The organism is Pseudomonas baetica, assembly GCF_051216495.1.
In the GTDB taxonomy this organism is placed as follows: Bacteria; Pseudomonadota; Gammaproteobacteria; order Pseudomonadales; family Pseudomonadaceae; genus Aquipseudomonas; species Aquipseudomonas baetica_B.
Genome location: NZ_JBPKAM010000136.1, coordinates 1 through 13,760, shown reverse-complemented (window position 1 = coordinate 13,760; position 13,760 = coordinate 1). Strand labels below are relative to the sequence as shown.

Annotated in this window: 8 protein-coding genes, 1 pseudogene and 2 riboswitches; of the genes and pseudogenes, 4 read left to right on the top strand and 5 right to left on the bottom strand. The window is 61.3% G+C overall.

Annotated elements, in window-relative coordinates:
- Positions 1-144: 144 nt before the first annotated feature.
- Positions 145-3,855 carry a methionine synthase gene (metH, locus tag ACSFE6_RS28555; protein WP_435430732.1) on the bottom strand — a complete coding sequence of 1,237 codons (3,711 nt, stop codon included), beginning with the start codon at positions 3,853-3,855 and terminating at the stop codon, positions 145-147.
- 156 nt (positions 3,856-4,011) lie between these two features.
- Here metH and ACSFE6_RS28550 point away from each other — a divergent pair, with 156 nt between their 5' ends.
- On the top strand, positions 4,012-6,309 hold the full coding sequence (locus ACSFE6_RS28550; protein ID WP_435430731.1) for a fatty acid cis/trans isomerase: 2,298 nt from the start codon (positions 4,012-4,014) through the stop codon (positions 6,307-6,309).
- Positions 6,310-6,508: 199 nt separating this feature from the next.
- Positions 6,509-7,093, top strand: a complete 585-nt coding sequence (nfuA, locus tag ACSFE6_RS28545) for a Fe-S biogenesis protein NfuA (protein WP_024781251.1) — start codon at positions 6,509-6,511, stop codon at positions 7,091-7,093.
- Positions 7,094-7,236: 143 nt separating this feature from the next.
- Here nfuA and cobM read toward each other — a convergent pair whose 3' ends face one another.
- The 4 genes from cobM to ACSFE6_RS28525 form a co-directional block, all read right to left on the bottom strand.
- Entirely contained in the window at positions 7,237-7,983 is a 747-nt protein-coding gene (gene cobM, locus ACSFE6_RS28540; RefSeq protein ID WP_435430730.1) for a precorrin-4 C(11)-methyltransferase, read from the bottom strand.
- Between the two features lie 84 nt (positions 7,984-8,067).
- A complete protein-coding gene (locus tag ACSFE6_RS28535) occupies positions 8,068-8,481 on the bottom strand; it encodes a cobalamin biosynthesis protein (RefSeq protein WP_435430729.1) in 414 nt (137 codons plus the stop codon).
- The gene (locus ACSFE6_RS28530) at positions 8,478-9,182 is read right to left on the bottom strand and encodes a CbtA family protein (protein ID WP_435430728.1); all 705 of its coding nucleotides are present in this window, start codon (positions 9,180-9,182) and stop codon (positions 8,478-8,480) included. The genes ACSFE6_RS28535 and ACSFE6_RS28530 overlap by 4 nt, the downstream gene beginning before the upstream one ends.
- 11 nt (positions 9,183-9,193) lie before the next feature.
- Entirely contained in the window at positions 9,194-9,388 is a 195-nt protein-coding gene (locus ACSFE6_RS28525; protein ID WP_435430727.1) for a CbtB domain-containing protein, read from the bottom strand.
- A 121-nt stretch (positions 9,389-9,509) separates the two neighbouring features.
- Positions 9,510-9,734, bottom strand: a riboswitch (cobalamin riboswitch).
- Positions 9,735-9,910: 176 nt separating this feature from the next.
- Positions 9,911-10,122, top strand: a riboswitch (cobalamin riboswitch).
- 99 nt (positions 10,123-10,221) lie between these two features.
- Between ACSFE6_RS28525 and cobW the strand changes: the two genes are divergently transcribed.
- Together cobW and cobN are read left to right on the top strand one after the other, a co-directional pair.
- The gene (gene cobW, locus ACSFE6_RS28520; protein ID WP_435430726.1) at positions 10,222-11,289 is read left to right on the top strand and encodes a cobalamin biosynthesis protein CobW; all 1,068 of its coding nucleotides are present in this window, start codon (positions 10,222-10,224) and stop codon (positions 11,287-11,289) included.
- A gap of 3 nt (positions 11,290-11,292) precedes the next feature.
- Positions 11,293-13,683, top strand: a pseudogene (cobN, locus tag ACSFE6_RS28515) (cobaltochelatase subunit CobN); the annotation flags it as partial.
- Positions 13,684-13,760 lie beyond the last annotated feature (77 nt).

Here is a 13,760-nt window from a genome sequence, read left to right as displayed (position 1 = left end):
AAAAAAAGAAAAGAGAGCGAAAAAACGACAGAGAAAAAATGCCACCGCGCGCGACCCCCTACCGATCCCCCCCCCCCCCCCCCCCCCCCCCCCCCCACTCCCACAGGGGATCTCCACTGGCCACAATATTGTGGCCGGAGCTGTTTAGTCGTCGTAGCCCAGGTTCGGCGCCAGCCAGCGTTCGGTCACGCTCAACTCCTGGCCTTTGCGCGACGTATAGCTCTGCACCTGGTCTTTGTCGATCTTGCCCACGGCGAAGTATTGCGCCTGCGGGTGAGCGAAGTACCAGCCGCTGACGGCCGCCGCCGGGAACATGGCGTAGTGCTCGGTGAGGAACACGCCGCTGCGGCCGGCACGCAATTCGGCGGCCTCGGGGTCGAGCAGGGCAAACAGCGTGGCCTTCTCGGTGTGATCCGGGCAGGCCGGGTAGCCCGGGGCAGGGCGGATGCCGCTGTATTGCTCCTTGATCAACGCCTCGTTGTCCAGGGCTTCGTCCTTGGCGTAGCCCCAGTGCTCTTTACGCACCTGCTGGTGCAACCACTCGGCGCAAGCCTCGGCCAAACGGTCAGCCAGGGCCTTGACCATGATTGAGTTGTAGTCGTCGCCGGCGTCCTGATAGGCCTTGGCCACTTCTTCGGCACCGATGCCGGCGGTGGTGATGAAGCCACCTACGTAGTCGGTCAGTTCGCTGTCCTTGGGCGCGACGAAGTCGGCCAGGGAGAAGTTCGGCTTGCCGTCGGTCTTGATGATCTGCTGGCGCAGGTGGTGCAGGCGGGCCATTGGCTTGCCGTCAACGCCGTACAGCTCGATGTCATCATCGTGAACCTGATTGGCCGGCCAGAAACCAAACACCGCACGGGCACTGATCAGTTTCTCGTCGATCAGCTTGGTCAGCATCTCCCGCGCGTCCTTGTAAAGCGCGGTGGCGGCTTCACCGACCACCTCGTCTTCGAGAATGCGCGGGAATTTGCCGGCCAGATCCCAGGAAATGAAGAACGGCGTCCAGTCGATGTATTCGGCCAGGACGTTGAGGTCGATGTTGTCCAGCACGCGGGTGCCGGTGAAGGTCGGTTTGACCGGCGTGTAAGCGGCCCAGTCGAACTGCGGTTTTTTCGCAATCGATGCGGCGTAGCTCAGGCGTTCGGTGCGGGCGCTGCGGTTGGCGGTGCGCTCGCGGACATCGACGTATTCCTCACGTGTCTTCTCGACGAAACCGGCCTTGAGTTCCTTGGACAGCAGTTGCGTGGCCACGCCCACGGCACGGGAAGCGTCGGTGACGTACACCACCGCATCGTTGCTGTACTTGGGCTCGATCTTCACCGCGGTGTGCGCCTTGGACGTGGTGGCGCCACCGATCATCAACGGCAGATGGAAGTCCTGACGCTGCATCTCGCGCGCCACATGGACCATCTCATCCAGCGATGGGGTGATCAGACCGGACAGGCCAATGATGTCGCATTTCTCTTCCTTGGCCACCTGGAGGATTTTCTCCGCCGGGACCATCACGCCGAGGTCGACGATGTCGTAGCCATTGCAACCCAGCACCACGCCGACGATGTTCTTGCCGATGTCGTGCACGTCGCCCTTGACCGTGGCCATCAGGATCTTGCCCTTGGCTTCCGGCTTATCGCCTTTTTCCAGTTCAATGAACGGGATCAGGTGGGCCACGGCCTGCTTCATCACGCGAGCGGACTTCACCACTTGCGGCAAGAACATTTTGCCGGCGCCAAACAGGTCGCCGACGATGTTCATGCCGGCCATCAACGGCCCTTCGATCACTTCGATCGGGCGGGCGAAGGACAGGCGCGACTCTTCGGTATCTTCAACAATGTGGGTGGTGATGCCCTTGACCAGTGCGTGCTCCAGACGCTTGTTGACGTCCCAGCTACGCCACTCTTCGGTCTCGGCTTCCTTGACGCTGCCGTCGCCCTTGTACTTGTCGGCGATGGCGAGGAGGGCGTCGGTGCCTTCCGGGGTGCGGTTGAGGATCACGTCTTCAACGGCGTCGCGCAGTTCCTGCGGGATCTGGTCGTAGATCTCCAGCTGACCGGCGTTGACGATACCCATGGTCAGGCCGGCGCGGATCGCGTACAGCAGGAACACCGAGTGGATCGCCTCGCGCACCGGGTTGTTGCCACGGAACGAGAACGACACGTTGGACACGCCGCCCGACGTCAGGGCATACGGCAGCTCGTCGCGGATGTAGGCGCAGGCATTGATGAAGTCCACGGCATAGTTGTTGTGTTCTTCGATGCCGGTGGCCACGGCGAAGATGTTCGGGTCGAAGATGATGTCTTCCGGCGGGAAGCCGACTTCGTTGACCAGAATGTCGTAGGAGCGTTTGCAGATTTCTTTCTTGCGCGCTTCGGTGTCGGCCTGGCCGGCTTCGTCGAAGGCCATGACCACGACGGCGGCGCCATAACGCTTGCACAGTTTGGCGTGATGAATGAACTGCTCGACGCCTTCTTTCATGCTGATCGAGTTGACGATGCCCTTGCCCTGGATGCACTTGAGGCCGGCTTCGATCACGTCCCATTTCGAGGAGTCGATCATGATCGGTACGCGGGAAATGTCCGGCTCGCCGGCAATCAGATTGAGGAAGGTCACCATGGCCTTCTTCGAATCGAGCATCCCTTCGTCCATGTTGATGTCGATCACCTGGGCGCCGGCCTCGACCTGCTGCAGGGCGACTTCCAGGGCTTCGGTGTAGTTGTCTTCACGGATCAGGCGGGCGAACTTGGCGGAGCCTGTGATGTTGGTGCGCTCACCGACGTTGACGAACAACGAGTTGCGATCGATGGTGAACGGCTCCAGACCCGAGAGGCGACAGGCCTTGGGAATGTCCGGGATCTGGCGCGGCGCATAACCAGCCACGGCCTTGGCGATGGCTTCGATGTGGCCCGGCGTGGTACCGCAGCAGCCGCCGACGATGTTGAGGAAGCCGCTTTGAGCGAACTCTTCGATGACTTTGGCGGTCTGTTCCGGCAGTTCGTCGTACTCGCCGAACTCGTTGGGCAGGCCGGCGTTCGGGTGCGCCGAGACGTGGGTGTTGGCCTTGTCCGACAGTTCTTCCAGGTACGGGCGCAGTTCACGGGCGCCGAGCGCACAGTTCAGGCCGACCGAGATCGGCTTGGCATGGGCCACGGAGTTCCAGAACGCTTCGGTGGTCTGGCCGGACAGAGTACGGCCGGAGGCGTCGGTGATGGTGCCGGAAATCATGATCGGCAATTCGATGCCCAGCTCTTCGAACACGCCCTGCACGGCAAAAATCGCGGCCTTGGCATTGAGGGTGTCGAAAATGGTTTCGATCAGGATCAGGTCCACGCCGCCTTCGATCAGGCCTTTGGTGGACTCGGTGTAGTTTTCCACCAGTTCATCAAAGGTCACGTTACGGTAGCCGGGGTTGTTCACGTCTGGCGACAGCGAGCAGGTGCGGCTGGTCGGGCCGAGCACGCCGGCGACGAAGCGCGGTTTGTCCGGAGTTTCCAGGGTTTTCGCATCGGCAACCTTGCGCGCCAGGCGAGCGCCTTCTACGTTCAGTTCGTAGGTCAGTGCTTCCATGCCGTAATCGGCCATGGAAATCCGCGTGGCGTTGAAGGTGTTGGTTTCCAGAATGTCGGCACCGGCGTCCAGGTAGGCCTTCTCGATGCCGCCGATAACGTCTGGGCGGGTCAACACCAGCAGGTCGTTGTTGCCCTTGACGTCGCTCGGCCAATCGGCGAAGCGTTTGCCGCGATAATCCTGTTCTTCGAGCTTGTAGCTCTGGATCATCGTGCCCATGCCACCATCGAGAATCAGAATGCGCTCTTTAAGGGCGTGCTTGAGGGCTTGAAGGCGAACACTGCGATCGGACATTGGGGCTACTCGAAAAGACCATGACGAAGGGCCGGGATCATAGCAAACCTGTGCGCTTTTAGAGCATGCCCGGCTTTTGCATGAATATCGTTCATGTTGGCGAGGCTGGCAGAACGGTAGAATCGCGGCGTTTTTCAAGGACCGGGATCAGGGATCATGTCGTATCGCGTCGTCATCAGCAGTGTGTTGCTGTTTTTAAGCTGGGGCGCGGTGGCGCAGAGCCCGGCTATTTCTCCTGCTATTTCCTACACCCGCGACATTCAACCGATCTTCACCGAAAAGTGCGTGGCCTGCCACGCCTGCTACGATTCCGCCTGTCAGCTCAACCTGGGCAGTGGCGAAGGCGCGGCGCGCGGTGCCAGCAAAACCCCGGTCTACGACGGTGACCGTCGTGAAGCCGCACCACCGACCCGGCTGTTTTACGACGCTTTTGGCAAGCGTGCCTGGCAGCAAAAGGGCTTCTATTCGGTGCTCGACGCCCAAGGCAGCCAGGCGGCGCTGATGGCGCGGATGCTTGAACTGGGCCATCAAACGCCTTTACAGCCCAATGCCAAATTGCCTGAAGGCATTGTGCTGGGCCTCAACCGCGAAAACATGTGCGCCATGCCGGCCGAGTTCGACGGCTACGCCAGTTCCCATCCGAAGCAGGGCATGCCTCTGGCGGTGACCGGGCTGACCAATCAGCAATATCAAACGCTGCAGCGTTGGCTGGCTTCCGGCGCGCCAATTGATGAGCAGGGACTGGTGCCCAGCACGAAAGAAGCGGTGCAGGTGGTGCAATGGGAGAACTTGCTTAACACACCGGGCGCCCGGCAAAGCCTGGTGGGACGCTGGTTGTACGAGCACTGGTTCCTGGCGCACATTTATTTCAAGGACGGCGAGCCGGGGCATTTCTTCCAGTGGGTGCGTTCGCGCACGCCCACCGGCCAGCCTATCGACCTGATCAATACCCGTCGCCCGAACGACGACCCGGGCACGCAGTTCTATTACCGCTTGTGGCCGGTGCAAGGTGTGATCGTGCACAAGACCCACATCACTTACCCGCTCAGCACGGCGAAAATGGCCCGGGTCAAAAGTCTTTTCTACAACGGCCAGTGGCAGGCCAGTGCATTGCCGGGCTACGGGCCGCAGAGTCGGGCCAATCCGTTTGCCACATTCGAGGCGATTCCTGCCCAGGCGCGTTATCAGTTCATGCTCGATAACGCCGAATATTTCGTGCGCACCTTTATCCGTGGCCCGGTCTGTCGGGGGCAGATCGCCACGGACGTGATCCGCGACAACTTCTGGGCGCTGTTTCAGGCGCCTGAGCATGACCTTTATATTACCGACCCCAATTACCGGGACCAGGCCACTCCGTTGCTGGCGATGCCGGGGCAGAACGACGACGTCGGCAGCGTCCTGAGCCTGTGGCACAACTACCGCGACAAGCGAAACGAATACGAGGCCTTGCGCCGCGACAGTTACGCCGAAGAGCCACCACCGAGCTGGTCGACCCTGTGGGCGGGTAACGACAATGCACTGCTGAGCATATTCCGGCATTTCGACAGTGCGGCGGTGACCAAGGGCCTGATCGGGGATGTGCCACAGACGATGTGGCTGTTCGACTACCCGCTGCTGGAGCGTACTTACTATCAATTGGCGGTGAATTTCGACGTGTTCGGCAACGTCTCCCATCAGGCTCAGACCCGTTTGTATTTCGACCTGATCCGCAACGGTGCCGAACAGAATTTCCTGCGCCTGATGCCCGCCGATTCCCGGGACGGTTACCTCGACGACTGGTACCAGAGCGGCGGCCAATTCAAGATGTGGCTGGATTATGAGTCCATCGACAATGACACGCCGACAGCGCTGAAACTCAATGAACAGGACCCCAAGCGCGATTTCGCCATGCAGTTGCTGGCGCGTTATGGTGACCTCAATGCCAAGCCCGATCCGATCAATCGGTGTGACGGTGCCTATTGTTCACGGCCGAACATCGATCCGGACTTGCAGAGTGCCGAACAGGCCTTGAGTCGCCTGGCGTCGCGCCCGGCCGCCGGGCTCAAGGTCATCGATCAATTGCCGGAAGCGACGATGCTGCGCATTGAAACCGCAAGCGGCCAGCGGGTGGTTTACAGCCTGTTGCGCAACCGCGCCCACAGCAACGTGGCGTTCATGATCGGCGAGTCGCTGCGGTATCAGCCTGGGCTGGACACCCTCACGATTTTCCCCGGTGTACTCAGCAGTTACCCGAACTTCATGTTCAACATGCCGGCTGGCGATGTTCCGGCGTTCGTGGATGCCATGGAAAACGCCAAGGATGCCGATCGATTCGAGAAAATCGTCGAGCGCTGGGGTGTGCGTCGCAGCCATCCGCAGTTCTGGCAGTACTTCCACGACCTGAGCCGCTACATCCACGAGACCGATCCGGTGGAAGAGGGTGTGCTGGACATGAATCGCTACGAAAACCTGTAATCCACCGCTGAACCCTTGTGGGAGCGAGCCTGCTCGCGAAGACGTTGTGCCAGTCAACACCGCCGTTGCCTGACACTCCGCTTTCGCGAGCGGGCTCGCTCCCACAGGGGATCAGTGAAAACTTTCCTGACAAAAATACTGGGACTTTGTCCGGCGCCCTGATTGGCGTAAACTGCGCCCAAGCCTGCGAGGAGTTTCCATGACCGCTATTACCATCACCGACGCCGCCCACGATTACTTGGCTGATCTGCTCTCCAAGCAGAACACCCCGGGCATTGGCATCCGCATTTTCATCACCCAGCCTGGCACCCAGTACGCCGAGACCTGCATTGCCTACTGCAAACCGGGCGAAGAAAAACCTGAAGACACGGCGCTGGGGCTCAAGAGCTTCACTGCTTATATCGATTCGTTCAGCGAAGCTTTCCTGGATGATGCGGTCGTCGACTACGCCACCGACCGCATGGGCGGCCAGCTGACCATCAAGGCGCCAAACGCCAAGGTACCGATGGTCAATGCCGACAGCCCGATCAACGAGCGCATCAATTACTACCTGCAAACCGAGATCAACCCGGGGCTGGCCAGCCACGGCGGCCAGGTCAGCCTGATCGATGTGGTCGAAGACGGTATCGCCGTACTGCAGTTCGGCGGCGGTTGCCAGGGCTGCGGCCAGGCCGACGTGACCTTGAAGGAAGGCATTGAGCGCACACTGCTCGAGCGCATTCCTGAGCTCAAGGGTGTCCGTGATGTGACCGACCATACGCAGAAAGAAAACGCCTACTACTAAGGCGTTCGCTGCAAACATGAAAAACGGCGCACCGTGAGCGCCGTTTTTTTATGGATGAAATTCACTGACGCCATCGCTGGCAAGCCAGCTCCCACAGGGGATCGCGGTCAACTGTGGGAGCTGGCTTGCCAGCGATGGGGCCCTTAGGGGCGATACAAATGCGCATGCCCGGCACGATACAGCGACGATTCGCTGAAATGATCACTCCCCAACACCCGTCCGACCAGAATCAACGCCGTACGCCGAAACCCCTTGGCGGCAACTTTCCCGGCAATATCTCCAAGTGTCCCCACCACCCAATCCTGATCCGGCCAGGTCGCTCGGTGAATCACCGCGATCGGACAATCCGCGCCGTAATGCGGCAGGAGCTCGACGAGGATCTTTTCAAGATGATTGACTCCCAAATGAATCGCCATGGTCGCGCCATGCTGCGCCAGACTGCTCAGCTCCTCGCCAACTGGCATGGCGGTCTTGTCGGCGTAGCGGGTCAGGATCACGCTCTGTGACACGTCCGGCAATGTCAGCTCCGCCCCCAGCAGTGCGGCACAGGCCGCGGTGGCGGTGACGCCGGGGATGATTTCAAAGGGAATATCGAGTTCGCGCAGATGACGAATCTGCTCACCGATGGCGCCATACAGGCTCGGGTCGCCGGAATGCACGCGGGCCACGTCCTGACCGTTGTCATGGGCGGTCTTGATCAGCTCAATGATCTGTTCCAGGTGCAGTTCGGCGCTGTTGACCACCTGTTCGGCGCAATGGCCTTCCAACACGGCGGTGGGTACCAGCGAGCCAGCATAGATGATCACCGGGCAGCTGCGAATCAGCCGCTGGCCTTTGACGGTGATCAGTTCCGGGTCGCCGGGACCTGCGCCAATGAAGTAGACGGTCATCGTCGGTTCCTGTGGGGAAAAATGGGCTGGGCAAGGCTTCAGATGAAGATTGCTCATGATCGAAAGGGGGGATTATCGGAGATTTTACGCGGCGCAGGCCAATGCCAGCGTCGCCTGGGCATATTTTTGTCGCGGGATCAGCAGTTTTGCCGGTGCATTGGCCAGTTGTTCGGCCAGAGCCAGGGCCGCACTTTCCGCCACGCCGTAGCAACCGGTACGTTCGAACGCGATCTCGGAATGGTGACTCAGGTGCGGTTGATAGGCCGCCAATTGTTCGCTGCTGAAATACATCAGCTCAAGACCAAGCTGCTCGGACAGTTCGATCAGGGCCGGTTCGTCACGTTTCAAATCGATGCTGGCCAGGGCCTTGATCTCATTGAGTTCTATCCGGTGTGCCTGCAACGCCTGGTCGAGCAGTGCGCGCAAGGTGCTGACGGGGCAGCCGCGCTGGCAGCCCAGGCCGACCACCAGGGTCGGCGCTGTGCTGTGGTCAATCATGCGTGGTATTGACCATCGCTTTTGCGGCGGAACAGCCAGGCACTGATCAGGCCCAGGGCCAGCCAGAACGCGACGTTGGTCAGCTGCGAAGCGATTTTGAATTGGGTTTCCAGCGCTTGCGGGGCGAGCATCGAGTGCACTTCCGGTTGCGGCGCGCCAATCACATGGGGAACGGCGATGATCGCCGCGCCGAGGACTTTCATCAGCCAATGACGGCTGAATGCGATCAGGGCAATACCCACAGCAGTGGAGGCGGCGGTGCCGATCCACCAGAGCTGCCGTTGTGCCAGATCGGCGGCAGCGGTGCCTGGCAGCTCAGGCGGCAGGCCGAGCGTTGGCGCCAGTACGAAGGTCGCGTAACCGGCCAGGCCCCAAAGCAGGCCCTGGGAGGTTTTGGTCGGTGCGCGCAGGGTGTACAGACCGGCCAGCATCAGGGCGAAACCGACGGCCACCACCAGATTGCCACCCGTGGTCGACAGCATGCGCTGCCAGCCGTTTTCCGGCTCCCAGGCTTCGGCATCGTGGGTATGGGCAGCGACGCCAGCGGCGTGTTCATGCACTTCAATGGCCGCCGGTTCGGATTTCTCGTAGGTTTCGGCCTGCAGAATCAGCGGGGAGACCCAAAGACTTTGCAAGAGCGTGAGCAGCAGGGCGGCCAGCAACCCGCTAAAACCTGCCGTTTGCGCAATACGCTTGATCATGTCGACAGGTCTCAATGGCACGGGAACGCGGCGCTGTGGCGAGTATCGTGGGCAGCGTTATGGACCGCTTCGATGTGCGAGAAACCGGCGAAGTACACCAGGCAGGCGCCAAGGATCGACGCGCAAACAGCGGCGGTCAGGCGTTGAGTCAGGGAGGTGGTGTTGCTGGCGGCGCTGCTGTGGCCGGTGCTGCTGATGATCGACATGGCGTATCCCTCTGGTCTGTCAGCGGGGAATCAAAAGCGCATGCAGAGCCTGCGCACACCTATCGCGCGCAGGGATTCGAACAGCGCCCGCCCACCGCGGGTTTGTCTTTCGGTGAAGTTTGATCACTTCGTGTTGCGGGCCGGTCTCCGGGCTCACGAGGGGCGCAGGCGTATGCCATCACCTTCAAGCATCACCTTCCCATGCCACATCGGCACAGTGGATCTGACGCTTCGCTCGCTTACCGTTGCGGGGGCAGCACCGGACTGACGTGGCTTTGAGTAAAGCACACGATTCACCGGTTTCCCGTTTCACCCTGTGAAGGGCACCCGTAACAAGGCGTGTAGGAGAGCATGGGCAGGGGTAGGGCGTCAATTGGCAAGGGTTCTCAACTCGAAACCGAGGTGAATTCTTCGCGAGCAGGCTCGCTCCCACATTGGAATGCGGTCAACTGTGGGAGCGAGCCTGCTCGCGAAGGGGCCGGTATGCGCGCTACAAGACATTGACCCGCCCCAATACGATGCGTAGCCTTGCGCTTTCGAGGTTCTTCGGCGTTTGTCGAAGCTAAGAAGGGAACGCGGTCAATGCCGCGGCTGCCCCCGCAACTGTGAACGGTGATGTTCGCTGCCACGCCACTGCACGCTCAGGTCCTGAGCCCGCGGGAAGGCGCAGCCAACGCCAGTCCAAGATTTGGCACACCGTCAGCCAGGAGACCTGCCTCGAGACAGATTCTCACTACAACCGGGCGGGGTGATCCGGTGGCGAACGCTTCCGGTGCGCATGTGCGCCGCCGGTTCTCGTCCCGTATGCCCGCCACCTTGCCAAAGGGCATCCGATGAAAACACTGGCCAAACTCCCTGTCACCATCGTTACCGGCTTCCTCGGCTCGGGCAAAACCACCTTGCTGCGGCACATGCTCGACAACGCCCAGGGCCGCCGTATCGCGGTGATCGTCAACGAGTTCGGTGAGCTGGGTATCGACGGCGAAATACTCAAGCAGTGCTCCATCGGTTGCACCGAAGAAGAAGCCAGCGGCCGCGTCTATGAACTGGCCAACGGCTGCCTGTGCTGCACCGTTCAGGAAGAGTTCTTCCCGGTGATGCGCGAATTGGTCGCCCGTCGCGGCGATCTGGATCACATCCTCATCGAAACCTCGGGCCTGGCCCTGCCAAAACCGCTGGTCCAGGCCTTCCAGTGGCCGGAAATCCGCAGCGCCTGCACCGTCGATGCGGTGATCACCGTGGTCGATAGCCCGGCCGTGGCCGCTGGCACTTTCGCCGCGTTCCCGGATCAGGTCGACGCCCAACGCAAACTCGACCCGAACCTGGATCACGAGTCGCCGCTGCACGAGCTGTTTGCCGACCAACTGTCCAGCGCCGACCTGGTGATCCTCAACAAGGCCGACCTGATCAACCCTGAAGACCTGGCCCGCGTGCGCCTGGAAGTCGCCGAAGAGCTGCCGCCGGCGGTGAAAGTCATCGAAGCCAGCAACGGTCGCCTGCCACTGGAGGTGCTGATCGGCCTCGGCGCGGGCTCCGAAGAACACATCGACAGCCGCCACAGCCATCACGACCACCATCACGACGGCGATGATCATGACGACCACGATCATGACGCCTTCGATTCCATTTCCATCGAGTTGCCGGCTTGCGACGAAAGCCTGCTGCTGGACGCGCTGACCCAACTGGTGGTGCAGCGCGGTATCCTGCGGGTCAAAGGCTTCGCCGCGATTCCGAACAAACCGATGCGCCTGCTGATCCAGGGCGTGGGCACGCGTTTCGACAAGCATTTCGACCGTCAGTGGGGCACTGATGAAGCGCGCATCACGCGTATGGTCTTGATTGGTCAGCAGCTCGACGCCGCCGCCCTCGAAGCGCAACTGCGCGCCGCGCTCAGCGTGTAAGCCATGCACCTGCTCAGGACCCAGCCCGGCGGTTTTGTGTCGGATGACAACATTGCCGACTTGGGACAAACCCCCGCCGAGCTGGTGATCCTGTGCAGCGGCGACTCCAGTCTGGCGCTGCTCGCTGAAGCGGCGCAGCAATTGCCTGACGATTACCCGAGCGTGCGCCTGGCCAACCCGATGCAGGTGCAGAATCACGCATCGGTCGACCTGTATGTCGACGAAGTGCTGCGCCACGCCAAGGTCATTCTGATCTCGCTACACGGCGGCATTGCTTATTGGCGTTACGGCGTCGAGCGTTTGGTGGAGTTGTCGCAACGCGGCGTGCAGCTGATCCTGGTGCCGGGCGATGACCGTCCCGACCCGGAACTCAGCGACCTGAGCACCGTGTCCGCGCAAGATCGCGACCGGCTCTGGCACTTCCTGCGCCAGGGCGGCATGGCTAATGCGCTGGACTTGTTTCGTTGCTTGGCCAATCGCTGGCTGGCTCGCGACTACGTCTGGGGCGAGCCGCAAATCCTTCCGCGCACAGCGATCTACCACCCCAAAAAAAGCTCCGCGACATTGGCGGATTGGCAGGCCGACTGGCAGGCCGATCAGCCGGTGGCTGCAGTGCTTTTTTACCGCTCGCATTTGCAGGCGGCCAATACCGCGTTCATTGATGTGTTTTGCCAGCGCTTGCAGGCGGCGAGGCTGAACCCGCTGCCGATTGCCCTGGCCAGTTTGAAAGAGCCCGGCTGCCTCTCGGTGGTCGAGGATTGGCTGGATGACGTCGAGGCGGCGGTGATTTTGAACACCACCGGTTTCGCCCAATCCAGTCCCGAAGCGCCGCATCTGCGTCCGTTTCGCCGCAATATCCCGGTGATCCAAGCGATTTGCGCCCAGGACAACGAACCGGGTTGGCGCGCCAGCGAGCAGGGCCTCGGCCCGCGGGATCTGGCGATGCACATTGCGCTTCCGGAGCTGGATGGTCGCATCATTAGCCGGCCGATCAGTTTCAAGGACCTGGCCTGGCGCAGTGAGCGCAGTCAGTCCGATGTGGTGTGCTACCGGCCACAACCGGAGCGCATGGATTTTGTTGCCGAACTGGCGCGACGCTGGATCGATCTGGCGCGGCTGCCCAACGCTGAAAAGCGCGTGGCATTGATTCTGGCCAATTACCCGACGCGCGATGGTCGAATCGGCAATGGCGTAGGACTCGATACGCCGGCGGCGGCGCTGAATATCCTGCGTGCGCTGCATGCCGAGGGCTATCCGCTGCCGGCGGAACTGCCTGATAGCGGCACTGCGCTGATTCAGCAATTGCTCGGTGGCATCAGCAACGATCTCGACACCCTCGACCAACGTCCGTGTCAACAAAGCCTGGCCATGGACGATTACCTGACGATGTTCAATGCCCTGCCCGAAGCCAATCGCGTGGCGGTGCTGGAGCGGTGGGGATCGCCAGAGAGTGATCCGATGTGCCGGGGCGGGCGCATGATGATTGCCGGGTTGCGTTTCGGCCTGACCTTTATCGGAATTCAACCGGCTCGGGGATATCAGGTCGATCCAAGTGCGGTGTATCACGACCCGGACCTGGTGCCGCCCCATGGTTATCTGGCCTTCTACTTCTGGCTGCGCCACACCTACGGTGCCCACGGCGTGATCCACGTTGGTAAACACGGCAACCTCGAATGGCTGCCGGGCAAGGGTGTCGGCTTGTCGGAAAACTGCTGGCCGGACGCGCTGCTCGGGCCGCTGCCGAATATCTACCCGTTCATCGTCAACGATCCGGGCGAGGGCGCCCAGGCCAAGCGCCGCACTCAGGCGGTGATCATCGACCACCTGATGCCGCCCTTGACCCGTGCCGAAACCTACGGCCCGCTGCGCAATCTGGAATTGCTGGCCGACGAGTATTACGAAGCGCAGCTGCTGGATCCGCGCCGTGCTCGGGAATTACAGCGCGACATCCTGCAATTGGTGCGCGACACGCACATCGATCGTGAACTGCAACTGGATGAGAAGCTGGACAGCGACGCCGATGCAGCGATCTGGCTGCCTCGGCTGGACACTTATCTGTGTGACCTGAAAGAGTCGCAGATCCGCGATGGCCTGCACGTGTTCGGCGAGTCACCGAGTGGAAGATTGCGCATCGATACCTTGCTCGCGTTGCTGCGCATTCCGCGAGGCGACGGCCGTGGAGCGCAATCGAGTCTGTTGCGGGCGTTGGCCAAGGCGTTTGAGCTGGGGTTTGATCCGCTCGATTGTGCGTTGGCCGAGCCTTGGAGCGGGCCGCGTCCCGAAGCCTTGTTGTCGGTCAGTGAAGAACCCTGGCGCACCACGGGTGATACCCGCGAGCGCCTCGAACTGTTTGCGGCGCAGCTTATTTCACAAATGTTGAATGCCCCCTGTGGGGGAAAGGAGGGGGGGGGGGGGGGGGGGGGGGGGTAGTGCCAGGGCGGTCCCCCCCCCCACCCCCCACACCCTCCCCC